The sequence below is a fragment of the Amycolatopsis heterodermiae genome (assembly GCF_034929455.1).
Classification (GTDB): domain Bacteria; phylum Actinomycetota; class Actinomycetes; order Mycobacteriales; family Pseudonocardiaceae; genus Amycolatopsis; species Amycolatopsis heterodermiae.
In genome coordinates this window covers 258,598-281,205 of the sequence record NZ_JAYFSI010000001.1, presented here as the reverse complement: position 1 = coordinate 281,205, position 22,608 = coordinate 258,598, and the positions used below count along the sequence as shown (strand labels likewise).

The 22,608-nt window shown below is 71.8% G+C and carries 25 protein-coding genes; 16 read left to right on the top strand and 9 right to left on the bottom strand.

Features of this window, described 5'->3' with window-relative positions:
* Positions 1 to 8 precede the first annotated feature (8 nt).
* The 5 genes from VA596_RS01400 to VA596_RS01380 all read left to right on the top strand — a co-directional run bounded on the left by VA596_RS01400 (position 9) and on the right by VA596_RS01380 (position 5,273).
* Positions 9 to 1,013 (top strand): DUF3558 domain-containing protein, encoded by a 1,005-nt coding sequence (locus VA596_RS01400; RefSeq protein ID WP_323322750.1) that lies wholly within the window; start codon positions 9 to 11, stop codon positions 1,011 to 1,013.
* 67 nt (positions 1,014 to 1,080) lie between these two features.
* Positions 1,081 to 2,082, top strand: coding sequence for a dihydroxyacetone kinase subunit DhaK (gene dhaK, locus VA596_RS01395; RefSeq protein ID WP_323322747.1), 1,002 nt, complete (start codon positions 1,081 to 1,083; stop codon positions 2,080 to 2,082).
* A complete protein-coding gene (dhaL, locus tag VA596_RS01390) occupies positions 2,082 to 2,711 on the top strand; it encodes a dihydroxyacetone kinase subunit DhaL (protein WP_323322745.1) in 630 nt (209 codons plus the stop codon). The genes dhaK and dhaL overlap by 1 nt, the downstream gene beginning before the upstream one ends.
* Positions 2,708 to 3,385, top strand: coding sequence for a dihydroxyacetone kinase phosphoryl donor subunit DhaM (dhaM, locus tag VA596_RS01385; RefSeq protein WP_323322743.1), 678 nt, complete (start codon positions 2,708 to 2,710; stop codon positions 3,383 to 3,385). The genes dhaL and dhaM overlap by 4 nt, the downstream gene beginning before the upstream one ends.
* A 118-nt stretch (positions 3,386 to 3,503) precedes the next feature.
* Positions 3,504 to 5,273 carry a 3-hydroxyacyl-CoA dehydrogenase family protein gene (locus tag VA596_RS01380; RefSeq protein WP_323322741.1) on the top strand — a complete coding sequence of 590 codons (1,770 nt, stop codon included), beginning with the start codon at positions 3,504 to 3,506 and terminating at the stop codon, positions 5,271 to 5,273.
* A 51-nt stretch (positions 5,274 to 5,324) separates the two neighbouring features.
* Here the strand turns inward: VA596_RS01380 and VA596_RS01375 are convergent, their stop codons facing one another.
* Both VA596_RS01375 and VA596_RS01370 read right to left on the bottom strand, forming a co-directional pair.
* Positions 5,325 to 5,753, bottom strand: a complete 429-nt coding sequence (locus VA596_RS01375; protein WP_323322740.1) for a nucleoside deaminase — start codon at positions 5,751 to 5,753, stop codon at positions 5,325 to 5,327.
* Complete coding sequence (locus VA596_RS01370; protein ID WP_323322738.1) at positions 5,750 to 6,592, bottom strand: LLM class flavin-dependent oxidoreductase; 843 nt, start codon at positions 6,590 to 6,592, stop codon at positions 5,750 to 5,752. Before VA596_RS01370 ends, VA596_RS01375 begins: the two co-directional genes overlap by 4 nt.
* 93 nt (positions 6,593 to 6,685) lie before the next feature.
* Here VA596_RS01370 and VA596_RS01365 point away from each other — a divergent pair, with 93 nt between their 5' ends.
* Both VA596_RS01365 and VA596_RS01360 read left to right on the top strand, forming a co-directional pair.
* Positions 6,686 to 7,150 carry an Lrp/AsnC family transcriptional regulator gene (locus VA596_RS01365; RefSeq protein WP_323322736.1) on the top strand — a complete coding sequence of 155 codons (465 nt, stop codon included), beginning with the start codon at positions 6,686 to 6,688 and terminating at the stop codon, positions 7,148 to 7,150.
* Entirely contained in the window at positions 7,134 to 7,658 is a 525-nt protein-coding gene (locus tag VA596_RS01360) for a P-loop NTPase family protein (RefSeq protein ID WP_323322734.1), read from the top strand. Before VA596_RS01365 ends, VA596_RS01360 begins: the two co-directional genes overlap by 17 nt.
* Before the next feature lie 2 nt (positions 7,659 to 7,660).
* On the opposite strand, the gene VA596_RS01355 is transcribed toward VA596_RS01360, so the two are convergent.
* Positions 7,661 to 8,137: an Lrp/AsnC family transcriptional regulator gene (locus VA596_RS01355; protein ID WP_323322732.1), complete on the bottom strand. Its 477-nt coding sequence runs from the start codon at positions 8,135 to 8,137 to the stop codon at positions 7,661 to 7,663.
* Positions 8,138 to 8,195: 58 nt separating this feature from the next.
* On the opposite strand from VA596_RS01355, the gene VA596_RS01350 reads away from it, so the two are divergent.
* Entirely contained in the window at positions 8,196 to 9,314 is a 1,119-nt protein-coding gene (locus VA596_RS01350; protein ID WP_323322730.1) for a trans-sulfuration enzyme family protein, read from the top strand.
* Here VA596_RS01350 and VA596_RS01345 read toward each other — a convergent pair.
* Positions 9,311 to 9,520 carry an FmdB family zinc ribbon protein gene (locus VA596_RS01345; protein ID WP_323322729.1) on the bottom strand — a complete coding sequence of 70 codons (210 nt, stop codon included), beginning with the start codon at positions 9,518 to 9,520 and terminating at the stop codon, positions 9,311 to 9,313. The two genes, VA596_RS01350 and VA596_RS01345, sit on opposite strands and share 4 nt — an antisense overlap.
* A 45-nt stretch (positions 9,521 to 9,565) precedes the next feature.
* Here VA596_RS01345 and VA596_RS01340 point away from each other — a divergent pair, with 45 nt between their 5' ends.
* From VA596_RS01340 to VA596_RS01330, 3 genes are all read left to right on the top strand, one after another.
* Positions 9,566 to 10,690, top strand: coding sequence for an alkaline phosphatase family protein (locus VA596_RS01340; RefSeq protein ID WP_323322728.1), 1,125 nt, complete (start codon positions 9,566 to 9,568; stop codon positions 10,688 to 10,690).
* Between the two features lie 88 nt (positions 10,691 to 10,778).
* Positions 10,779 to 11,879, top strand: a complete 1,101-nt coding sequence (locus VA596_RS01335) for an NAD/NADP octopine/nopaline dehydrogenase family protein (RefSeq protein ID WP_323322725.1) — start codon at positions 10,779 to 10,781, stop codon at positions 11,877 to 11,879.
* Between the two features lie 539 nt (positions 11,880 to 12,418).
* Positions 12,419 to 12,724 (top strand): hypothetical protein, encoded by a 306-nt coding sequence (locus tag VA596_RS01330; RefSeq protein WP_323322723.1) that lies wholly within the window; start codon positions 12,419 to 12,421, stop codon positions 12,722 to 12,724.
* A gap of 36 nt (positions 12,725 to 12,760) precedes the next feature.
* On the opposite strand, the gene VA596_RS01325 is transcribed toward VA596_RS01330, so the two are convergent.
* Positions 12,761 to 13,300: a GNAT family N-acetyltransferase gene (locus VA596_RS01325; protein WP_323322721.1), complete on the bottom strand. Its 540-nt coding sequence runs from the start codon at positions 13,298 to 13,300 to the stop codon at positions 12,761 to 12,763.
* Here VA596_RS01325 and VA596_RS01320 point away from each other — a divergent pair.
* Complete coding sequence (locus VA596_RS01320; protein WP_323322718.1) at positions 13,299 to 14,060, top strand: alpha/beta fold hydrolase; 762 nt, start codon at positions 13,299 to 13,301, stop codon at positions 14,058 to 14,060. The two genes, VA596_RS01325 and VA596_RS01320, sit on opposite strands and share 2 nt — an antisense overlap.
* On the opposite strand, the gene VA596_RS01315 is transcribed toward VA596_RS01320, so the two are convergent.
* A complete protein-coding gene (locus tag VA596_RS01315; RefSeq protein WP_323322716.1) occupies positions 14,048 to 14,875 on the bottom strand; it encodes a phosphotransferase in 828 nt (275 codons plus the stop codon). The genes VA596_RS01320 and VA596_RS01315 overlap by 13 nt on opposite strands.
* Positions 14,876 to 15,010: 135 nt before the next feature.
* Here VA596_RS01315 and ctaD point away from each other — a divergent pair, with 135 nt between their 5' ends.
* The 4 genes from ctaD to VA596_RS01295 all read left to right on the top strand — a co-directional run bounded on the left by ctaD (position 15,011) and on the right by VA596_RS01295 (position 19,339).
* A complete protein-coding gene (ctaD, locus tag VA596_RS01310; protein ID WP_323322714.1) occupies positions 15,011 to 16,792 on the top strand; it encodes an aa3-type cytochrome oxidase subunit I in 1,782 nt (593 codons plus the stop codon).
* Positions 16,793 to 16,912: 120 nt separating this feature from the next.
* On the top strand, positions 16,913 to 18,142 hold the full coding sequence (gene serB / locus VA596_RS01305) for a phosphoserine phosphatase SerB (protein WP_323322712.1): 1,230 nt from the start codon (positions 16,913 to 16,915) through the stop codon (positions 18,140 to 18,142).
* On the top strand, positions 18,139 to 18,918 hold the full coding sequence (locus tag VA596_RS01300; RefSeq protein ID WP_323322710.1) for a peptidyl-tRNA hydrolase: 780 nt from the start codon (positions 18,139 to 18,141) through the stop codon (positions 18,916 to 18,918). The genes serB and VA596_RS01300 overlap by 4 nt, the downstream gene beginning before the upstream one ends.
* A gap of 16 nt (positions 18,919 to 18,934) precedes the next feature.
* The gene (locus VA596_RS01295) at positions 18,935 to 19,339 is read left to right on the top strand and encodes an OsmC family protein (RefSeq protein WP_323322708.1); all 405 of its coding nucleotides are present in this window, start codon (positions 18,935 to 18,937) and stop codon (positions 19,337 to 19,339) included.
* 4 nt (positions 19,340 to 19,343) lie between these two features.
* On the opposite strand, the gene VA596_RS01290 is transcribed toward VA596_RS01295, so the two are convergent.
* The 3 genes from VA596_RS01290 to VA596_RS01280 form a co-directional block, all read right to left on the bottom strand.
* Positions 19,344 to 19,685, bottom strand: a complete 342-nt coding sequence (locus VA596_RS01290) for a hypothetical protein (RefSeq protein ID WP_323322706.1) — start codon at positions 19,683 to 19,685, stop codon at positions 19,344 to 19,346.
* Between the two features lie 57 nt (positions 19,686 to 19,742).
* The gene (locus VA596_RS01285; protein WP_323322704.1) at positions 19,743 to 21,794 is read right to left on the bottom strand and encodes an ATP-dependent DNA helicase; all 2,052 of its coding nucleotides are present in this window, start codon (positions 21,792 to 21,794) and stop codon (positions 19,743 to 19,745) included.
* Positions 21,795 to 21,917: 123 nt separating this feature from the next.
* Positions 21,918 to 22,505: a biotin transporter BioY gene (locus VA596_RS01280; RefSeq protein WP_323322702.1), complete on the bottom strand. Its 588-nt coding sequence runs from the start codon at positions 22,503 to 22,505 to the stop codon at positions 21,918 to 21,920.
* Positions 22,506 to 22,608: the final 103 nt, after the last annotated feature.

Genomic DNA, 22,608 nt, shown 5'->3' with positions numbered 1-22,608 from the left:
TGCACCGCGTGCTCCCTGACGTTCGGCGCCGCCGTCTCCCGAAGCTGTTCCTGCTGGTCACCGCCCTCACGCTGACGCTGACCGCGTGCGGGCAGGACCTCGGCCGGTCCAACTTCGCGCGGACGACGGTGCCCGCCGCGGCGGGCACCGGCCCGTCCTCCGACGGCCCGATCACCGACGCCGCGGTGGCTGCGAACGTGCTGCGCACGGTCAAGCCGTGCCAGTTCCTCACCAAGGACGCCCTCGGCCCGCTCGGCCTCGGCACGGTCGAGGAGGACCCGACACCGTCGTCGATCTCCTACGACCGCTGCACCAACAAGGTGAAGGACCCCGGCGGCAAGGAGATGCGGCTCGACTTCGAGATCGGCAGCACCCTGCTGCCGCGGGCGGACAAGACGACCGGGCAGGTCGGCGGGCTGCCGCTGCGCGTCGACAAGACCGACGACTCCGACTGCACGGTCGCGGCGATGACGGCCCTGAACCCGGACACCGCCGTCACGGTGACGGTCGCCTACGCGGGTGATCCCTGCCGTCCCGGGCAGACGGTGCTGGACGCCGTCGTCCAGAAGCTGCACAACTCGCCGGAGAAGTACCCGACGCCGCCGGGCACCCTGCTGACCGCCGACGCGTGCACGATGGCGGAGTCCTCGGTGGTCGCCTCGGCGGCGCCGTCGCCGAAGCAGGCGCCGACGGGCCTGCACAGCTGCGACTGGACGAGCAACGGCGCCAACCCGACGGTGTCGGTCGAGTTCCTGCCGGGCCTGCCCCCGCTCGTGGGCGACGGTTACTCCAAGGTGGACCTCGGCGGCGGGATCACCGGCTTCCAGAAGAAGGGCACCGCCAGCGCGGCGGAGTGCAACGTGGAGTGGCAGCACCGGCCGTGGCAGGGCGACGACGTCGAACTGGCCCAGGTCCGCTACCGGAACTACAACACCCAACCGGACACGGACGACGCGTGCGGCAAGGCCGTCACCGTCGCGAAGAACGTCGTCACGAAGCTGCCGAAACCCTGATCTGGCGTACGGCCGCGCGGAGATGTAGGAAGAGGGCACCCACCCGCCGATGTTGCCGGAGGTTGCCGTGAAGAAGATCATCAACGATCCGGCGAACGTGGTCGCGGAGTCACTGCGGGGCCTCGCCGCCGCGCACGCCGACATCCTCCGCGTCCAGGAGGACCCGGACGTCGTGGTCCGGGCCGACGCCCCGGTCGCGGGCAAGGTCGCCGTGATCTCCGGCGGTGGATCCGGGCACGAGCCGCTCCACGGCGGGTTCGTCGGCCTCGGCATGCTCGCCGCCGCCGTCCCGGGCGCGGTGTTCACCTCGCCCACCCCGGACGCCGTGCAGGCCGCCGTCACCGCGACGACCGGTGACGCCGGTGCCCTGCTGATCGTCAAGAACTACACCGGCGATGTGCTCAACTTCGAGACGGCCGCCGAGCTGGCCGCCGCCGAGGGCCTCGAGGTGCGCAGCGTCGTGATCGACGACGACGTCGCGGTCAAGGACTCGACCTACACCGCGGGCCGCCGCGGGGTCGGCGGCACGGTGCTGCTGGAGAAGATCACCGGCGCGGCCGCCGAGCGCGGTGACTCGCTCGACGCGGTGACCGCGCTGGCGCAGAAGGTGATCGGCCAGGTGCGCTCGATCGGCGTCGCGCTGACCGCGCCGACCGTCCCGCACGCCGGCACCCCGAGCTTCGAGCTGGCCGACGACGAGATCGAGTTCGGCATCGGCATCCACGGCGAGCCCGGCCGCGAGCGGATCCCCCTCGAACCGGCCGACGCGCTGGTCGGGCGGCTGGTCGAAGCGGTCGTCTCCGACCTGCCGTTCGCCTCCGGGGACAAGGTCCTGCTGTTCACGAACTCGATGGGCGGCACCCCGCTGGTCGAGCTGTACCTGGCGCACGGCATCGCCGAGCGACTGCTGGCCGAGCGTGGGATCGTGGTCGAACGCCGGCTGGTCGGCCCGTACATCACCAGCCTCGAGATGCAGGGGATGAGTCTGACGTTGCTCAAACTGGACGACGAGCTGACCGAGCTCTGGGACGCGCCGGTCAACACCGCGGCCCTGCGGTGGGGGGTCTGATGACCTGCAAGTCCGAAGGGGTCGCGGCGGCCGTGCGTGCCGCCGCGGCGGTGGTCGCCGAGCACCGGGCCGAGCTGGTCGAGCTCGACCGCGCGATCGGCGACGGCGACCACGGCGAAAACCTGAACCGCGGCTTCACGGCCGTCGTCGCGGCGCTCGACGCGGCCGAGCCGGACACCCCGGGCGGTGTCCTGAAGCTCGTCGCGACCACCTTGATCTCCAAGGTCGGCGGCGCGGCGGGCCCGTTGTACGGCACGGCTTTCCTGCGTGCCTCGGCCAAGCTGGGCACGACGGCCGAGCTCGACGTCCCGGCCTTGCTGGACGCCCTGCGTGCCGGGCTCGAAGGCGTCCAGGCCCGAGGCAAGGCCGTGGAAGGCGACGCGACCATGGTCGACGCCCTGATCCCCGCGCTCTCGGCCGCGGAGAAGGCGGCCGAAGACGGTGGGGACGTCGCCGCGGTGCTGACCGCGGCCGCCGACGCGGCCGACCGCGGGGCCGAGTCCACAGTGGAGCTGGTGCCGCGCAAGGGCCGGGCGTCCTACCTGGGCGAGCGGGCGGTGGGCCACATGGACCCCGGCGCGCGGTCGTCGGCACTGCTGCTGCGGGCGTTCGCGGGAGCCGCCCGGTGAGCGTCGGCATCGTGCTCGTGTCGCACAGCGCGAAGATCGCGGAAGGCCTCGCCGAACTGGCCGCCCAGATGGCCCCGGACGTCACGATCGTGGCGGCCGGCGGCCTGCCGGACGGTGAGATCGGCACGGACTACGACGAGGTCGTCGCGGCCACCCAGCGCGCCGACTCCGGGGCCGGGGTCGTGCTGCTCTACGACCTCGGCAGTGCCCAGATGACGGCCGAGCTGGCCGTCGAATCGCTGGCCGACCCCTCGGCCGCTCTCGTCGCCGACGGCCCGCTGGTCGAGGGCGCGATCGCCGCGGCCGTCGCGGCGCAGGCCGGGCAGGACCGCAAGGCCGTGGCGGAGGCCGCCGCGGGAGCCGGGATGCCCGAGGACCTGCTGCCCGCCGATCCGGCCACCCCAGGCGATGCTGCGGAGGTCGAGCTGGAGCTGCACAACGAGGTCGGGCTGCACGCGCGGCCGGCCGCGGTGCTGGTGCGCACGCTCAGCGCGTTCGACGCCGAGGTGAAGGTCCGGCTGGGCGAGCAGGAGGCCGACGGGCACAGCGTGCTGGCGCTGATGTCGCTCGGTGCCCGCCAGGGTGACCGGATCCGGCTGGTGGCGAGCGGCCCGCAGGCGGCCGAGGCGCTGGCGAAGGCGAAAGAGCTGGTGGACGGCAATTTCGGCGAGTGAGCCCGCGTCGCCGACCGGGTGACGTGCGTGGTTCTGACTCGATTCCGTCTGGGCTTCAGATGGCGGCGCGTGGCAGTATCGGGGCAATTACCGGCGAGTAACATCACTGGAGGCCTCGATGGCGCGGGACATCTCGACAGTCGGAGTGGTCGGCCTCGGCACGATGGGAGCCGGTATCGCCGAAGTGCTCGCGCGCAGCGGGCTCGACGTCGTCACGGTCGAGCTCGACGAGACGGCGGTCGCCCGGGGCCGCGGGCACCTCGAGCACTCCACCGAACGCGCCCTTTCCGGCGGCAAGCTCGACGAAGCCGGCCGGGAGGCGCTGCTGGGCCGGATCCGGTACAGCACTTCGCTCTCCGATCTGTCCGATGTGGACCTGGTGGTCGAGGCGATCCCGGAGAGCCTGGCGGCCAAGGCCGACGTGTTCGCGCAGCTGGACAAGATCACCCGGCCGGAGGTCGTGTTCGCGTCCAACACGTCGTCGCTGTCGATCACCGAGATCGGCGTGCACACCGCGCGCCCCGGCAAGGTCGTCGGCATGCACTTCTTCAACCCGGCGCCGGTGCAGAAGCTCGTCGAGATCGTGAAGACCGTGGTCACCGAGCCGGAGGTGGTCACCGACACCGTCGCGTTCGCCGAGCGGCTGGGCAAGGTGCCGGTGGTGATCGGCGACCGGGCCGGGTTCATCGCCAACGCGCTGCTGTTCGGCTACCTCAACCACGCGGTGCGGATGTACGAGCAGCGCTACGCCACGCGTGAAGACCTCGACGCCGCCATGCGGTTCGGCTGTGGGTACCCGATGGGCCCGCTCGCGCTGCTCGACCTGATCGGGCTGGACACCGCGAACGAGATCCTCGACACGATGTACCACCAGTCCCGCAACCGGCTCCACGCCCCGGCGCCGCTGCTCAAGCAGATGATCACGGCGGGCCTGCTCGGCCGCAAGACCGGCCGTGGCTTCTACACCTACGACGCGCCGGACTCGCCGAACGTGGTCGCGGACACCGCGGTGACGTCCACTGTGGACGGAGTCGCGCCGAGGCCGGTCGCGAAGGTCGGCGTGGTCGGCACCGGCACGATGGCCACCGGCATCGCGGAGGTCTTCGCCAAGCGCGGCCTCGACGTCGTGCTGCGGGCCCGGAGCCTGGAGAAGGCGCAGGCGTCGGTGGCGAAGGTGAAGAAGTCGCTCGACAAGGCCGTGGTCAAGGGCAAACTGTCCGAAGAGGACGCCGCTCTCGCCTTGGCGCGCATCACGCCGGTCACCGATTTCGACGCCCTCGCCGACGTGGACCTGGTCGTCGAGGCGGTGGCCGAAGAGCTTTCGGTGAAGCAGGCGGTGTTCGCGGCACTGGACGAGGTCGTCCGCCCCGGCGCGGTCCTGGCCACGACGACGTCGTCCCTGCCGGTGATCGAGTGCGCCGCGGCGACCTCCCGGCCGTCCGACGTGGTCGGCCTCCACTTCTTCAACCCGGCCCCGGTGATGAAGCTGGTGGAGGTGGTCTCGACGATCGCGACGGCACCGGACGTGGTCGCCACGGCGAGTGCGGTCTGCCAGGCGGTCGGCAAGCACGCCGTCCACTGTGGAGACCGCGCCGGGTTCATCGTCAACGCGCTGCTCTTCCCGTACCTCAACGACGCGGTGAAGATGCTGGAGGCCCACTACGCCGGAGCCGACGACATCGACACGGCGATGAAGGTCGGCTGCGGCCTGCCGATGGGTCCTTTCGAGCTGCTGGACGTCGTCGGCCTCGACGTCTCGCTGGCCATCCAGCGGACGCTGTACAACGAGTTCCGCGAGGAGGGCTTCGCGCCGGCGCCGCTGCTGGAGCACCTGGTGACGGCCGGGCGGCTGGGGCGGAAGACCGGGAAGGGCTTCAAGGACTACTGAGATCCGACCCCCGGTGGGACGCCTCGCCGAGGACCGGGTTCCCGTCGATCGCTACTGGTAGTACCCCTCGACCGGGACGCGGGCCTCGTCGAACAGGGCGGGGCCCTCCAGCTTGTGCCCGCCCCAGGTGACCGGCGGGCGCAGGGTGAGGAACTGCTCGGTCGACAGCGCGTACACGACCCGGCCGAGCCCGGACCGCTCGATCGCGCCGGCGCACATGCCGCACGGCTGGGTGCTGGTGAACATCGTGGTCGTCGCCGCGACCTCCGAGGCCAGGTTCTGCGCCGCCCAGCGGGCGAGCTTCAGCTCGGGGTGCGCCGTGATGTCGTTGTCGGTGAGCGAGGTGTTGCGGTCCTCGACGAGGACCTGGCCGTCGGCGTCCGCCAGCAGGGAGCCGAACGGCGGGTTGCCGTGCACCTCCCGCGCCTCGCGGGCCAGCTCGATCGCCCGTCGCAGCAGGGTTTCTTCGGTGTCCTTCACAGCTTCTCCTTCCAGGACGCGGCAATCGCCGCGAGGTCTCGCCAAGCCGCCTCCGGGTGGAGGGTTTCGGCCGGGTCGCCGTCGAACGGGTCGAGCACGACGGTGTCCGCGCCCATCGCCCGCAGCTGCGTCAGGTCGTCGAGGACCTGGTCGAGCGTGCCCTCGCCGGCGCGCCGGTCCGGCCCGGTCACCGGCGTGTCCGTCAGCCGCAGCAGGACCCGCGGCGCGAACGCCGGTACCGGCTCGTCGCCGGCCAGCTTCTTCAGGCGTCCCAACCCTTCCCGGAGCCCGGACAGGGTCAGTCGCAACGGGTGCCACGCGTCGCCGAGTGCGATGGCGCGGCGCAGCCCCGCGTCGCTGTGCCCGCCGAGCCAGAGCGGGATCGGGCCCGCGCGGTAGTCGTCGTGCTCCGCCCAGGCCGCGCGGATCGCCCGCAGGTACTCGGTGGTGAGCTTCCCGCGTTCCTCGAACGGGACGCCCAGCGCGTCGAACTCCTGCTTCGCCCAGCCGATCCCGGCGCCGAGCACCAGCCGGCCACCGCCGCTGAGCTGGTCGAGGTTCGCCGCCATCCGGGCGACCAGCAGCGGGTGGCGGTAGGGCACGACCAGGACGGTGGTGCCCAGGCGCACCCGGTGGGTGACGCCGGCCAGCCACGACAGCGTCGTGAACGGCTCGTAGAACGGCGCCGGGTACTGCGCCGCGACGTCCGGGGTGATCGCGACGTGGTCGGACACCATCAGCAGGTCGTAGCCGAGGCCCTCCACGGTCTGCGCCCACGAGCGCAGTGCGCCGGGATCCGTGCCGGGGCCGAAGTTGGGGACGTTCACGCCGATCTTCACCCGACAAGGCTATCGAGGCGAAAGCGCTGATCGGAAGGGATCGGTCACGGCGTTCCCCGGCGTCGGCCGTGGATCTCGCGGTATATTCGCCCGATGACCGAGAGTCTCGATCCGACCGACTGGGCCATCCTGGTCGAGCTCCAGCGCGACGCCCGGCTGCCCCTCACCGAGCTGGGCCGCCGGGTGAACCTCAGTGCGTCCGCCACGACGGAACGGCTCCGCCGGCTCGAATCCACCGGCGTGATCACCGGGTACCGCGCGGACATCGACCTCGGCAAGGTCGGGTACGCGGTGCTCGCCGTCGTCCGGCTCAAGTACCCGGGCAGCCGCCACGAGCCGCTGCACAAGCTGCTCGCCGAGCGCTTCGAGATCCTCGAATGCGTGCGCACCACCGGCGACGACTGCTACACGCTCAAGGTCGCCGCCGCTTCGATGGCCCACCTCGAGCGCACGATGGACGAGCTGGCCCAGTTCGGCAGCACGACCACGAGCATCGTCTACAGCCAGACCCTGCCCTACCGAGGACCGCAGGAGCCCGCCCGTGACCTCGACTCCTGACCGGATCGTCGTGTACGGCGTCACCGGCTCGGGCAAGTCGACGCTCGCCGCGCGGATCGCCGAGCGCACCGGCCTGCCGTACCACTCCGCGGACGACCTGACCTGGGAGCCGGGCTGGGTCGCGGTGCCCGACGAGGAGCAGCGCCGCCGCATCGCCGAGGTCTGTGCGGGGGAGCGCTGGGTCCTCGACGCCGCGTACAGCCGGTGGAAGGACGTCGTGCTGCCCCGCACCCAGCTCATCGTGGGTCTCGACTACCCGCGCTGGCTTTCGCTGGGCCGCCTGGTGCGCCGGACGGCCGTGCGGTCGGTGACCCGCGAGCGGATCTGCAACGGCAACGTCGAGTCGTTCCGCCAGATGTTCTCCGCGGACTCGATCATCCGCTGGCACTTCAGGTCGTTCGCGCGGAAGCGGACGACCATCCGGGGCTGGGCCGCCGAACCGCCGTGTCCCTCGGTCGTCCGGCTGACGTCCGCGCGCGAGACCCGCCGCTGGCTCGCCACGCTCTGATCTCACGTGCCCGGCGGCAGCAGCGGGCCGCCGCTCCAGTGCTGGAACACCAGGTTCGTGTGCACGCGGGCGACCTCGTCGCGGGCGGTCAGCTCGTCGAGCACCAGCCGTTGCAGCTCGCCGGCCGAGCTGGTGGCGACGTGCGCGAGGAAGTCGTCCGGCCCGGTCAGGTGGTAGACCGCGCGCACCTCCGGCAGGGACAGCAGGTGCTCGATGAACGGGTCCACCAGCGGCCGCCGGTGCGGGCGCACCTGGACGAACAGGAACGCCTCGAGTGGCCGCCCGAGCTTCGCCGCGTCGACCGACGCGTGCTGCCCCGTGATCACGCCGGTGTCCCGCAGCCGCGCCACCCGGTCCAGGCACGTCGACGGCGCGATGCCGACCGCGGCCGCGAGGTCCTTGTTGGTGATCCGGGCGTCGTTCTGCAGCAGACGCAGAATGTCAAGATCAACCGGACTGAGTTCGACGTTCTCGGACATTCGCGAATGATATCCGAGACTGTTGCCTCGGATCCGGTGAAAGATCGAGCATGCTCGTATGACTTCCGCGCTGCGCACCCGAGCTGTCCACGCCGGCCGTGACGACCTCACGGACCTGGGCGTGCACGCCGCTCCGCTGGACCTGTCCACGACCTACCCGTCCCGGGACAGCGCCGGCGAAGCCGCCCGGATCGACGAGTTCGCCGCCGGTGGCGAGCTCGCCGGCCTGCCGATCTACGGCCGGGTGGGCAACCCGACCGTCGACCGGTTCGAGCGGGCACTGGCCGAGCTCGAAGGCTTCGACCACGGCGTCGCGTTCGCCAGCGGCATGGCCGCCGTGTCCGCATGCCTGCTTTCCGCGGTGGCGCAGGGGAAACGGCACGTCGTCGCCGTGCGCCCGCTGTACGGCTGCAGTGACCACCTGCTCGAGTCGGGCCTGCTCGGCACCGAGGTCACCTGGGCCGCGCCGGACGCCGTCGCCGCCGCGCTGCGGCCCGACACCGGCCTCGTGTTCGTCGAAACCCCGGCGAACCCCACCCTGGCCGAGGTCGACATCGCCGCACTCGCCGCTGTCTGCGGCGACGTGCCGTTGTTGGTGGACAACACTTTCGCGACGCCGGTGCTGCAGCGCCCGGGCCGCCACGGCGCCCGGATCGTGCTGCACAGCGCGACGAAGTTCCTCGGCGGCCACGGCGACGTGATGGGCGGGGTCGTCGCGTGCGACGCGGAGGAAGCTGCCCGGCTGCGGCAGATCCGCTTCGCCACCGGCGGCGTGCTGCACCCGCTCGCCGGATATCTCTTGCTGCGCGGGCTTTCCACCCTGCCGCTGCGCGTCAACGCGGCGTCGGCGACCGCGGCGACGCTCGCCGAGCGGCTCGCCGCCCACCCGGCGGTGACGGCCGTCCACTACCCGCGCCTCGGCGGGCCGCTGGTGGCGTTCGAGGTCGACGGCGACCCGCATGCCGTGATCGGCGCCGTCCGGCTGATCACGCCGGCCGTCAGCCTGGGCAGCGTCGACACCCTGATCCAGCACCCGGGGTCGATCAGCCACCGGATCGTCGACGCCGGCGACCGTCACGACGCCGGCGTGTCCGAGCAGCTCATCCGGCTTTCGGCCGGGCTGGAGGACGTCGAGGACCTCTGGCACGACCTCGACCAGGCGCTGAAGGCGGTCTAGCCGCAGCAGCCGCCACCACAGCACCCGCCGCCACCGGCCGGGGCCGCGGCACCGCTCGCGGCCCCGGTGAGGGCGACCGTGGTGAGCAGCTTGACGGTGTCGTGGTGGCCCTCCGGGCAGGCGGCCGGCGCGCCGGACTCGCTCATCGGGCGCAGGAGCTCGAAGGTCTCGGTGCACTCACGGCAGCGGTAGGCGTAGGTCGGCATGCACGGATTATCGCCGGGCCGGGCCCCGGATGGGAAGCTGGGCGCGTGCAGCCCCCTTCGCTCGCCGACGTCGCGCACCTCGGCCAGGTCGTCCCGTCCCTGCTCGCCACGCTCGGCGTCCCCGGTTGCGCGAACACCCTCGCGCTGCCGGAGGCGCGGAGCGCGGCGGTCCTGCTCGTCGACGGACTCGGCTGGGAGCTCCTGGCCGAGCACGCCGCGGACGCCCCGGTGCTGACGGAACTGGCCAACCGGACGTTGCGCGTGGGGTTCCCGTCGACCACCGCCGCCGGGGTGGCCGCGATCGGGACCGGTCTCGCGTCCGGCGAGCACGGCATGGTCGGCTACACCTTCGAGATGCCGGGCAACGGCGTGCTCAACGCCTTGCGCTGGCGTAGCCACGAGGACGGCAGCGACCTGCGCGGCGCCCTTCCGCCGCGTGAGGTCCAGCCGCTGCCGACGACGTTCGAGCGCGCCGCCGAGGCCGGGATCGACGCCGCGGTGGTGTCTTCCGCGCAGTACGCCGACACGGCGCTGACGCGGGCGACCCAGAGCGGCGCGCGCTACGCCGGGGTGCACGCGCTCGGTGACCTCGCCGCCCGGACGTTGTCGGTCCTCGAAGGGCGCGCGTTCTGCTACGCCTACCACAACGAACTCGACCTGCTGGGGCACGTGTACGGCCCGGGTTCGCTCGCGTGGCGGATGCAGCTGCGGCAGGTCGACCGGCTCGTGGAGTCCCTTGTGGACGGTCTGCCGTCCGGTGCGCTGCTCGCCGTGGTGGCCGACCACGGGATGGTCACCGTCGACGACAAGCTCGACCTCGAGGACGTGCCGGAGCTGCTGGCGGGCGTCCGGACGTTCGGGGGCGAGGTCCGGGCCCGGCACGTCTACACCGAACCGGGTGCCGCCGCCGACGTCCTCGCCGCTTGGCGCGCGGTGCTGGGCGAGCGGGCGTGGGTGCGCTCGCGGGAGGAGGCCGTCGCCGAGGGCTGGTTCGGCCACACCGTCAGCGACCGGGTGCTGCCGCGGATCGGTGACGTCGTGGCGGCGGCCCGGGACCGGTTCGGGATGGTGCGCGGGCTGGCCGAGGCCGTCGAGACGTCGCTGGTCGGGCAACACGGTTCCCTGACCACCGCCGAGCAGCTGGTGCCGCTGGCGATCGCCCAGGGCTGACCGATTGCGGGAACGGGGGCCCTCGGGAACTTTCGGGAGAGAGCTGCCGACCTGTCCACTGCGTGCCGGACTGACGGGAGTGGGCGGAATGAGCGTGCTGGACGGGATCGGGGTCGTCGGGGCGGGTGGTGAGGGCCGGGCCGTGGCGGCGTGGCTCGCCGCGCGGGACCTGCCGGTGCACCTGTACACGCGGGATCCGGGCGCCGTGGGGGAGATGGTGCGGCGCCGGAAGATCGTCGCGAGCGGGACGCTGGCCGGGCGGTTCCCGCTGCGCGCGGTGACCGGCGACCCGGCCGACCTCGCCGGGCGCGCCGTCGTGCTGGTCGCCACCGTCACCACCGCCTACCCGGAGGTCGCCGCCCGGCTCGCGCCGTACTTGAGCGCCGGGCAGGTCGTCGTGTTGTTCTCCAGCAAGCTGTGCGGGAGCGTCGAGTTCGCGCACGCGCTGGCCGGCGCCGGGGCACCGGACGTCGACGTCGTCGAGACCGACGCCCTGTTCGCCGCGCGGCCGTGCGGGACCGGCGGGGTGACCGTGCTCGGGACCAAGGGCTGGAACCTCGTCTCCGGCAGCACCGTGGTCGCGGTCGAGCGGCACGCCGGGCTGCTGCGCGAGTGGTTCCCGATGCTGGAGGTCGCGCGCAACCCCGTCGAGCGCGGGTTGCACGACTTCGGGGCCGTCGCGCACGTGCCGATCGCGCTGGCCAACCTCGGCGCCATCGACCGAGCCGAGGAGTTGCTCTTCTATGTCGAAGGGGTTTCCTCGCGCACGATCGCGTTGCTGGAGCGCACCGAAGCGGAGTTCGCCGCGGTGGCCCAGGCGTACGGCGCCCGGCTACTGCCGATGACCGAGGTTCTCGACCGCTACTACGGCTGCCCGGCCACCACGCTGCTCGACGCGCTGCGGACGGTGAAGCCGTACCGGACGATCGCGGCCCCGACCAGCCTCGACCACCGGTTCCTCACCGAGGACATCCGGTCCACGCTCGTGCCGCTGCAGGCACTGGCGAGGTGCGCCGGGGTCGCCACGCCGATGGTCGACGCCGCGATCACGATCATGTCGGTGCTGAGCGGGGAGGACTTCCGCCGCACCGGGCGGACATTGCGACGGTTGGCCTGGGACGGCCTCGGCCACGACGGGATCCTGCGCCGCTTGGGGGCCGGCCGCCGGGAGGCGGAGCGAGCCGCTTGAGCCCTTCGGCGGGCATCACCTGTGCCTGGGGCCAGCCGAGGGGAGACGGAGCGCTCTGAGCCTTCGGCGGGACACGTGCCTGGGTAGGCATCACACGTGATTGGCGGGGCATCACACGTGACGGAAGGGGCATCACGTGTGATTGGAGGGGCATCACGCGTGATTGGGCGGCCGACTCGCGTGATTGGGGAGTCGACACGCGTGCCCGGCTGGATGGCTCGCGTACTTGGATGGACGACTCGCGTATCTGGGCGGACGACTCGCGTATCTGGGCGGACGACTCGCGTATCTGGATGGACGACTCGCGTATCTGGATGGACGACTCGCGTACCTGGGCGGACGGCTTGCGGACCTCGAGCGTCGGCCCGCGGGCCTGGGTGGACGGCTCGCGTACCTGGAGGGACGACTTGCGGACCTGGGCGGACGGCTTGCGTGCCTCGCGGGTCGGCCCGCGGGCCTGGAGGGGCGGGTTGCGTGCCTGAGGGGTGGGTTGGGCGCCGGTGGGGCGGTGGGTGGGGTGGGGCGGTTAACGTTCGGGGGTGCCTCGACGTAACCGTCCTGGGCCCCGGGCGGGCGGTGGGCCGCCTGAGCGGGAGCTGGGTGCTGCCACCGGGTGGGCGCGTGCCGAAGCCGCGGACGACGGTGAGTGGCTCGTGCGGACCGTGCCGGGGGCGCAGGCCACGAAGTTCTACCGCTGCCCCGGCTGCGACCACGAGATCCGGCCGGGCACGCCGCACCTCGTCGTCTGGCCCGCCGACGAGACCGGGTCCGTCGCCGACCGGCGGCACTGGCACCGGCCCTGCTGGGACGCCCGGGCGCGCCGGCGGCCGAACCGCCGCCGCTGAGCTGCTTCTCTCTGGAGTTGTCAAACAACGCCCGGCTCAGCGCCGGTAGTGCCGCGACAGCGCGCCCTCGTACACCTCCTCCGTGTACTCGGTGAAGCCGAGCCGCTCGGCCACCCGCAGCGACGGCTTGTTGTCCACGTTCACGCTCGCCAGCACCGGCAGGGACGGCTGCTCGTGGGTGCACCACTCCAGTACCGCGCTCCCGGCCTCGACCGCGTAGCCCTTGCCCCACGCGGACGGCCGGAACCGGTAGCCGAGGTTGAGCACCTTCTCGCCGTGGAAATCGCGCGTCCGCACGCCGCACACGCCGATGACCTCGGTGCCGCCCGGTTCGGTCACCGCGAGGTAGCCGAAGCCGTGCTCGGCCCAGTGCGCCAGCCAGCCCGTGAACATCTCCGACGCCTGCCGCACGTCGGGTGGGTCGGGGTGGAAGCGGTTGGTGCGCGGATCCGTGTGGATGTCGACCATCGCCTGCCGGTCCGCCTCGTGGGGCGGACGCAGCAGCAGCCGGCCGGTTTCGATGTCGGTGAACACGTCGGCGAAGCTAGCGCGCGGGTCCGACAAAATGACGCGCATGACCGAACTGCCGCTGGTCCTCCTCCACGCCTTTCCCCTGGACGCCCGCATGTGGAACGCGGTGCGCGAACCCCTCGCTTCACACCTTCGGGTGATAACCCCGGACCAGCGCGGACTCGGCCGCTCGCCGCTGCCGGAGTCCGATCGCGAGCCGAGCCTCGAGGACGCCGCGCGGGACGTGCTCGCCCTGCTCGACCGGCTGGACCTGGACCGCGTGGTGCTCGGCGGCTGCTCGATGGGCGGCTACCTCGCGATGGCCGTGCTGCGGCTTGCGCCGGAACGGGTCGGCGGGCTCGTCCTCGTCGACACCAAGGCCACGGCCGACACGCCCGAGGCCGCGCAGAGCCGGCTGGACGTCGCCGCGCGCGTCGAGCGGGAGGGCACCGCGGGCTGGCTGGCCGAGGCGAACCTGCCGAACCTGCTGGCGGAAGCGACGCGGGAGCAGCGGCCCGACGTCGTCGAGACGGTCCGGGAGATCATCGAATCGCAGCCGCCCGCCGGGATCTCGTGGACCGCGCTGGCGCTGCGGACCCGGCCGGACTCCCTCGACCTGCTGCACGACGCCGGTGTCCCGGCGCTGGTCGTCGTCGGGGAAGAGGACCGGATCACCCCGGTCGAGGCCGCGAGCGCGATGGTCGAGGCCATGCCCGGCGCCACGCTCGTGGTGCTGCCCGGGGCCGGCCACCTGACCCCGCTGGAGGACCCGGCGGGGGTCGTCGAAGCGATCCTCTCCTGGTACCCGGCGACTCACGAGAAGTAGGCAGCGAGCGCTTCGCGTGCTTCGGGAAGGCGGTGCGGGAACCGCTTCGCGATGAGGAAGCGCCACGCGACGGCGAAGAGTTCTCGCAGCTGGATACAGGCTTCGAGCGGGACGTCCGCCGAGCCGGGGTAGGCGGCGAGGTGCTCCGGGCCGCCCTGCCGGGCCAGGATCCCCAGGTCCCAGCCGAGCGGCCCGCACCAGGTGTCCTCGAAGTCCAGCCAGCAGGGCCCGGCCTCGGTGGCGATCAGGTTGCCGGGATGGGCGTCGCCGTGCAGCGGCCGCACGGCGACGTCCGGCAGCGCGGCCTCGATCCGGGCGGCTTCGGCGCGCAGCCGGGGCGCCGCTCCGTCCATCGCGTCGCCGTGCCGGTCGAGGATCCGCCCGAGGTCGTCGAGGGGGCCGCGGCGGGGCAGTTCGCCCGGGTAGTCCTGCAACGCCGAGTGCAGCCGGGCCAGCGATCCGGCGACGACGTCCGGTGCGTACCGGTGGTCCGGATCGTGCGGTGTGTGGTGCCAGAGCGTGACCGGCAGGCCGTCCGCGAAATGCGGTCCGGCCGGGGGATCCGCAGCAGGTGAGACGACGAGCACACCACGTTCGGTGAGGAACCGCGAGACGGCGACGTCGCGGGCCAGCCAGGCCGCCGGCTCCGGCCGGGCCAGCAGCGTCGTCGCCGGCACGCGCGCGACCAGCGGACCCAGTCTCACCAGCACGTTCGAGCGTTCGTGGAGCACCTCCGGGGAGTGCTCCGGCAGCCCCAGCCGGGTGGTCACGGCGAGGGCCGCCCGCACCGCCGCCAGGGTGTACTCGTCGGCCATGCGCCGATCTTGCCAGCCGGTGCGCGCGACTGTCGGTAGCGAGGGCTACGATCCCTTCAAGCCGCCGGACCGGGCGTTCCCGAGCTCGGTGGCACGACGATGACCACCACAAGGTTTCAAGTGTTGGAGGCAGGAGTGACGGCCGTAGCCCCCAAGCCGATCGCGACGCGCCCGTACCCCGCGCACGAGTCGGTCAAGGGTTCGTACCTGCTGCGGTTGTTCCGCACGACGGACCACAAGCAGATCGGGATCATGTACCTGGTCACGTCGTTCGCCTTCTTCATGGCGGGCGGCGCGATGGCCATGCTCATCCGTACCGAGCTGGCGCGACCCGGGCAGCAGTTCCTTTCGCAGGAGCAGTACAACCAGCTCTTCACCATGCACGGCACGGTGATGCTGCTGCTGTACGCGACGCCGATCCTCTTCGGCTTCGCGAACTTCGTGCTCCCGCTGCAGATCGGCTCGCCGGACGTCGCGTTCCCGCGGCTCAACGCGTTCTCCTACTGGCTGTACCTCTTCGGCGGCCTGATCGTGCTGTCGGGCTTCCTGACGCCGGGTGGCGCCGCCGACTTCGGCTGGTTCGCCTACACCCCGCTGTCGGACGCGATCCACTCGCCGGGCGTCGGCGCGGACCTGTGGATCTCCGGCCTGGTGGTCTCCGGTCTGGGCACCATCCTCGGCGCGGTCAACATGGTCACCACCGTGGTCTGCCTGCGCGCGCCGGGCATGACGATGTACCGGATGCCGATCTTCACCTGGAACATCCTGGTGACGTCGATCCTGATCCTGCTCGCCTTCCCGATCCTGACCGCGGCCCTGATGGGCCTGCTGGCGGACCGGCATCTGGGTGCGCACGTGTTCGACCCCGAAAACGGCGGGGTGATCCTCTGGCAGCACCTCTTCTGGTTCTTCGGCCATCCAGAGGTCTACATCGTGGCTCTACCGTTCTTCGGGATCGTGTCGGAGATCTTCCCGGTCTTCAGCCGCAAGCCCATGTTCGGCTACAAGAGCCTGGTCTGGGCGACGCTGGCCATCGCGGCGCTGTCGGTCGCGGTGTGGGCGCACCACATGTACGCCACCGGCGCTGTGCTGCTGCCGTTCTTCTCCTTCATGACGTTCCTGATCGCGGTCCCGACCGGCGTGAAGTTCTTCAACTGGATCGGCACGATGTGGAAGGGCCAGCTGTCCTTCGAGACGCCGATGATCTTCTCGATGGGCTTCATCGTCACGTTCCTCTTCGGCGGCCTGACCGGCATCCTGCTGGCCGCGCCGGCGATCGACTTCCACGTGTCGGACAGCTACTTCGTCGTCGCGCACTTCCACTACGTGCTCTACGGCACGATCGTGTTCGCCACCTTCGCCGGCATCTACTTCTGGTTCCCGAAGATCACCGGCCGGATGATGGACGAGAAGCTCGGCAAGTGGCACTTCTGGACCACGTTCATCGGCTTCCACGGCACGTTCCTCGTCCAGCACTGGCTGGGCGCGGAGGGCATGCCGCGGCGGTACGCGGACTACCTGACCAGTGACGGCTTCACGACGCTGAACACGATCTCCACGATCGGTGCGTACATCCTCGGTGCCTCGACGCTGCCGTTCATCTGGAACGTCTTCAAGAGCTACCGGTACGGCGAGATCGTCACGGTGGACGACCCGTGGGGCTACGGCAACTCGCTCGAGTGGGCGACGTCCTGCCCGCCGCCGCGGCACAACTTCACCGAGCTGCCCCGGATCCGCTCCGAGCGGCCGGCCTTCGAGCTGCACTACCCGCACATGATCGAGCGCATCCACAAGGAAGGCGAGATCGGGTTCTTCGGGAAGCAGAAGGTCAACAGCCACGCTTCGGCACCGTCGCAGGTGCTCACCGAGAAGCTCATGCCGGGTGACCACAGCAAGGACAACTCGGGCGAGCAGTAAGACACCCCGAACGAGTGAGAGCGCGTGCCCGGCTTTTGTGAAGCCGGGCACGCGCTCTACTTATGTCCAAGGCCGGACCGGCAGACTGATCGTGCAGCGTTGCCGAGCGAGGGATGACCAGTGACCCAAACCCCCGTCCTGATCACGACGACCGGCCCCGACAAGCCCGGCGTCTCGTCCGTGCTGTTCGCGGTGCTCACCAGGCACGACGTCGACGTGCTCGACGTCGAGCAGGTCGTCATCCGCGGGCAGCTCGTGCTCGGGGTGCTGGCCGGGGTCTACCGCGACCCGGAGGGGCTGCAGGAGTCCGTCGAGCAGGCGATGGCGTCCGTCGGCATGGAGGTCGACGTCAAGATCGGGGCGGCGATCGGCGAGGACCCGTTCGCGCTCGGCCGCCGCGACTCCACGCACGTGCTGGTGGTGCTGGGCCGCCCGGTCACCGCCCGGGGCTTCTCCGAGGTCGCGCGGCGGCTCGCGGCGCTCGGGGTGAACATCGACGGCATCCGCAGCGTCGCCGACTACCCGGTGACCGGCCTGGAGCTGTACGTCTCGGTCGACGAGGACACCCCGGACGCCGACGCCGCGCTGCGGTCGGTGCTCGCCGACGCGGCGGTCGAGGTGGGCGTCGACATCGCGGTGGAGCGGGCCGGGATCACGCGGCGGGCGAAGCGGCTGGTGGTGTTCGACGTCGACTCGACCCTGATCCAGGGCGAGGTCATCGAGATGCTGGGCGCGCACGCCGGGGTCGAGCCGGAGATCCGCGAGATCACCGAAGCCGCGATGCGCGGCGAGCTGAACTTCACCGAGTCGCTGGAGCGGCGCGTCGCGCTGCTGGCCGGGCTGCCCGCGACGGCGATCGACGAAGTCGCCGCGTCGATCGAGCTGACGCCGGGTGCCCGCACGACGATCCGCACGCTCAAGCGGATGGGGTTCCGCACGGGCGTGGTCTCCGGCGGGTTCACGCAGGTCATCGGCACTCTGGTGAAGGACCTCGGCCTCGACTTCGCGGCGGCGAACGAGCTGGAGATCGTCGACGGCAAGCTCACCGGCCGAGTGGTCGGCGAGGTCGTCGACCGCGCGGGTAAGGCGAAGGTCCTTCGCCGCTTCGCCGGCGAGTACGACATCCCGCTGGAGCAGTGCGTGGCGGTCGGCGACGGCGCCAACGACATCGACATGCTGTCCGCGGCCGGCATGGGCGTCGCGTTCAACGCGAAGCCCGCGCTGCGCGAGGTGGCGGACACCGCGCTTTCGCACCCCTACCTCGACGCCGTGCTGTTCATGCTCGGCCTCACCCGCGGCGAGGTCGAAGCGGCCGACGCCGCCGACGGACTCGAGCTGATGCGTCCGTGAGCAGCGTTCTCGACCCGTTGGGCGCCCGCTACGCCTACTGGCTCGGCCTGCCGCCCGAGGACACTTCGGACACCTCCGACGAGCTGCCGGAGGAGGTGCGCGCGATGCCGGTGATCCTGCGCATCGAACGCGCCGAGCCGCCGGGGCGCACGCCGCTGCTGGAGGCCGCGGCGGCGGCCGCGCTGGCGGTCTGCCTGGACAAGCGGGCTGAGCCCGAAGGCGAGTGGGCCGAGCCGATGCACGCGTGGCTCGACAACCGGATCCGCAAGGTCGCGCGGCGGGCGCGGGGCGCGCATTGGGCGGCGGTGCAGGACCTGCCGGGCATCACCGTCGAGGTCGACGGCGCCGAGGCGCGGGCCCTGGTGCCGGGCCTGGTCACCGAGACGCCCAAGGACGTGTCGCGGCTCCAGATCTCGGGCAGCGAACTGCCGCCGGACGAGCCGGGCCCGATCCCGGACGGCGTCCCGCTGCTCCTGCTCAACCCGCAGGTCCCGATGACCGTCGGCAAGGGCGCCGCGCAGGTCGGGCACGCCACGATGATCCTCGCGGCCCTGCTGGACGACGACCGGCTCGCCGGCTGGGCCGCACAGGGCTACCGGACCGCGGTGCGCACGCCGAGCGTCGCGCGGTGGAAGGAACTGCACCCGGGTGACGACCCGGAAGGCGCGTGGCGGCGCGACCGCGTCATCGCCGTGCGGGACGCCGGGTTCACGGAGGTCGATCCGGGCACCATCACCGTTCTTGCCCAGTGGGACCCGGAACAAGTGTTGTCCTGACCCGGTTGGAGCCGACATGGGACTCGAAGTACAGCGTGACGGCCGGCATTCCTTCGTCGGGCGCAACGACCGCGGCGCCGAGGTCCGGCTGGGCCGGACCGGCGCCGAAGGGGCGTTCTCGCCCGCGGAGCTGCTGCAGATCGCGGCCGCGGGCTGCAGCGCGGTGACGGCCGAAGAACTGATCACGCGGCGGGTGGGCGAGGACGCCAAGTTCCGCGTGACCGTCACGGCCGATCGGCGGGAAGGCGCTTCCGAGCTGGACGCCGTGCACGTCGCGTTCGATGTCGACGTGTCGACTTTGGCGGAGGATCAGCGTGAGGCGCTGGCCGGGGCCGTGGACCGCGCGATCGAGCGGCTCTGCACGGTGAGCCGGACGCTCAAGAAGGGAATCCCGGTGACGGAGGAGTTCCCGGCCGCGTAGGCGGTCAGTTCTCGCTGGACTCCCAGACCACGTACGCCTGGTCCGCGTCGGTCGTCATGGCTTCGATGAACTTCTCGTTGTCGAAGCCCGGCAACGCCTGCAGGCGCTCGATGAGCGCGTCCGCGGCCGGGTCGCCGCTCGGCACCGCGGTGCCCTTGCCGTCGGTGCCCACCAGCATGAAGAAGACGTCTTCGTTCCAGGGGCCGTCAGGGATGACTCTGACCATCACCGAGGCCAGGTCGGACCAGGTGACGGCCTCTTCGCTGCCGTCCGCTAGGCGCCGCCGCACTCCGGTGTCGTCGACACTGACAGTCCGGGACTGTGCGCTGGACGAATCCTGGGTCAACCGGTGCTCCCTTGTCGCTCGGTTGCTTCACCGTACCGGTCGGTGTTGTGGACCGCGTCACGCGGGCGCGGCTGCGTCCAGCCGGCGCAGGGCGTCTCGCGCCACCTTCGGGTCCATCGTGGGCCAGAACGGCGGCAGCGACGCACGGAGGAATCCGCCGTAGCGGGCGTTCGCCAGCCGCGAATCCAGCACCGCGACGACCCCGCGGTCGGTCACCGAGCGGTGCAGCCGGCCGGTGCCCTGCGCCAGCAGCAGCGCCGCGTGCGTGGCCGCCACGGTGAGGAACCCGTTGCCGCCGCGGGCTTCCACCGCGCGCTGGCGGGCCGAGGACACCGGGTCGTCCGGGCGCGGGAACGGGATCCGGTCGACCACGACGAGCTGCAGCGACGGCCCGGGGACGTCCACGCCCTGCCAGAGGCTGAGCGTGCCGAACAGGCAGGTCCGGACGTCCTCGGAGAACTTCTGGACCAGCAGCGACGTCGCGTCCTCACCCTGGCAAAGGATCGGGAAGTCCAGGCGCTCGCGCATCTCCTCGGCCGCCTGCTTGGCCGCGCGCATCGAGGAGAACAGGCCCAGCGTGCGCCCGCCCGCCGCCTCGATCAGCTCGGCCAGTTCGTCCATTGTGGACGAGGCGAGGCCGTCACGCCCCGGCGGCGGCAGGTGCTTGGCCAGGTAGAGGATGCCGTTGCGCTGGTGGTCGAACGGCGAGCCGACGTCGAGGCCGATCCACTTCGGGCCGGTGTCCGCGTCGGACGGTGCTTCCTTGTCCGTCGCGGCTCCGGGCGCCTTCTCGACGCGCGCCGCGCCCGGCGGCAACCCCCACTGGCGCGCCATCGTGTCGAACGTGCCGCCCAGCGTCAGCGTCGCCGAGGTCAGGATCGTGGTGTGCAGGTTGAACACGCGCTCGCGCAGCAGGCCGGCGACGCCCAGCGGCGCGACCTTCAGCGCCGGCGGGCGCGGGTTGGACGAGAACTTGTCGCCCGCGAGCCACACGACGTCACGCTGGTGCGCCTGGTCTTCGTCGAACGCCTCCAGCAGCCGGACGGCGGTGTCGTGCACCTCGTCGAGCAGGGTGCGCGCCAGTTTGCGCGCGGTGGCCCCCTCGACGTCCTCCTTGCGGTCCGAACCGAGCGCGGAGATGCACGCGTGCGCGGCGTCGCGGACCGCCGGGATGGCGCCCTTCAACGCCTGCGGCAGCGCGTCCATCCGGCCGGCGGGCAGGTCGTCGACGATCAGGGCCAGCCCGTCACCCGCTTCCAGCAGGCGGTCGGCGACGTCGGCGTCGATCAGCTTGCCGCAGCGGCGGGCGGCGGACGCGCACATCGCGCTGGTCAGCTCGCCGGTGGCGACCGAGGTGACGCGGTCGACCAGGTCGTGGGCCTCGTCGATGATCACGACGTCGTGGTCCGGCAGGACCTGGTAGCCCTGCAACGCGTCGATGGCCAGCAGTGCGTGGTTGGTGATGATGACGTCGGCCCGGCCGGCCTCGGCGCGGGCCTTCTCGGCGAAGCAGTCCGTGCCGATCGGACAGCGGGACGCGCCGAGGCATTCCCGTGCTGTCACGGACACCTGACGCCACGCCTGGTCCGTGACGCCGGGCACGAGCTCGTCGCGGTCGCCGGTTTCGGTGTCGGACGCCCATTCCCGCAGCCGCGTGACCTCCTTGCCGAGGCGCGAGACCGCGAACGGGTCGAAGAGCTGGGCGTCCTCCGGCTCGTCCGGCGCGCCGGAGTCCAGCCGGTGCAGGCACATGTAGTTGCGGCGGCCCTTGAGGATCGCGAAGGTCGGTTCGCGGCCGAGAGGCTTCTTCAACGCCTTCGCGAGCCGGGGAAGGTCGCGGTCGACGAGCTGGCGCTGCAGCGCGATGGTGGCCGTCGACACCACGACCGTGGCTTCCTTCTCGACGGCGTGCCGGATCGCGGGCACCAGGTAGGCCAGCGACTTGCCGGTGCCGGTGCCGGCCTGCACGGCCAGGTGCTCGCCGGTGCGGATGGCGCGGCCGACCGCGTCGGCCATCTCGACCTGACCGGGCCGCTCGGCTCCGCCCACCGACTCCACCGCGTGGGTCAGGAGTTCGAGGACGCCGGGGAAGTCAGTTCGAGCGGGCACAGCGACACATTAGCCGCCACGACCGACAGGATCGGTGATCCGTCGCGAACGGGCCACTCGCGCCGTCGTGTAGACGGCGATGGGCCCGCCACCGTGATGGCGGGCCCACCCCGTCAGGCAGTGTCAGTCCTCGGTGCCGCGCGAGACCAGCTTCCACGTGAGCGGCAGCAGGCCGGCGGCCACGACGATCTTCAGCGCGTCGCCGATCAGGAACGGCGTGACGCCCTTGGCGAACGCCGTCGAGAGGTCGAACCCGGTCGAGGCCATCAGCCACGGCACGCCGAAGGCGTAGATCACGACGTTGCCGAGCACCATGGTGCCCGCGGTGCGCAGGGGCGTCCGGTCGCCGCCGCGCCCGGCGAGCGCGCCGACGAGGGCGCCCGCGAACACGAACCCGACGACGTACCCGGCGCTCGCGCCGGACAGGCCCGCGGTGCCGTGCTGGAACCACGGCACGCCCACGGCGCCGACGAGCAGGTAGACCAGCATCGACGCGGCCCCGCGCGACATGCCGAGCGACGCGCCGACGAGCAGCGCGGCGAACGTCTGGCCGGTCATCGGCACCGGGCTGCCCGGCACCGGGACGACCAGCTGCGCGGCGGCGCCGGTGAGCACGGCACCGCCGGCGACCAGCGCGATGTCGCGGACGAGCGTGCCGGGCACGAGGTCGGCCAGCACGGGCCGCTTGGCGGCGAAGGACAGCGAAGACACAGAACCTCCCGAGTTGGGTCCGAGGCGTGGTCCGGTCGGCCACCGGTCCAGCCTCACACGCGTTGATCGAGGTTAACGCTGGTTATCTCCCGGAGTACCGCTC

What these genes read in the sequence shown, in the direction of transcription:
- VA596_RS01345 (WP_323322729.1), bottom strand. Translation starts at nt 9,520, where the DNA reads ATGCCGACCTACGCCTACCGCTGCCGTGAGTGCACCGAGACCTTCGAG.
- VA596_RS01335 (WP_323322725.1), top strand. Translation starts at nt 10,779, where the DNA reads ATGAGCGTGCTGGACGGGATCGGGGTCGTCGGGGCGGGTGGTGAGGGC.
- VA596_RS01355 (WP_323322732.1), bottom strand. Translation starts at nt 8,137, where the DNA reads ATGTCCGAGAACGTCGAACTCAGTCCGGTTGATCTTGACATTCTGCGT.
- VA596_RS01380 (WP_323322741.1), top strand. Translation starts at nt 3,504, where the DNA reads ATGGCGCGGGACATCTCGACAGTCGGAGTGGTCGGCCTCGGCACGATG.
- VA596_RS01315 (WP_323322716.1), bottom strand. Translation starts at nt 14,875, where the DNA reads ATGGCCGACGAGTACACCCTGGCGGCGGTGCGGGCGGCCCTCGCCGTG.
- VA596_RS01350 (WP_323322730.1), top strand. Translation starts at nt 8,196, where the DNA reads ATGACTTCCGCGCTGCGCACCCGAGCTGTCCACGCCGGCCGTGACGAC.
- VA596_RS01320 (WP_323322718.1), top strand. Translation starts at nt 13,299, where the DNA reads ATGACCGAACTGCCGCTGGTCCTCCTCCACGCCTTTCCCCTGGACGCC.
- dhaL (WP_323322745.1), top strand. Translation starts at nt 2,082, where the DNA reads ATGACCTGCAAGTCCGAAGGGGTCGCGGCGGCCGTGCGTGCCGCCGCG.
- VA596_RS01365 (WP_323322736.1), top strand. Translation starts at nt 6,686, where the DNA reads ATGACCGAGAGTCTCGATCCGACCGACTGGGCCATCCTGGTCGAGCTC.
- VA596_RS01325 (WP_323322721.1), bottom strand. Translation starts at nt 13,300, where the DNA reads ATGCGCGTCATTTTGTCGGACCCGCGCGCTAGCTTCGCCGACGTGTTC.
- VA596_RS01295 (WP_323322708.1), top strand. Translation starts at nt 18,935, where the DNA reads ATGGGACTCGAAGTACAGCGTGACGGCCGGCATTCCTTCGTCGGGCGC.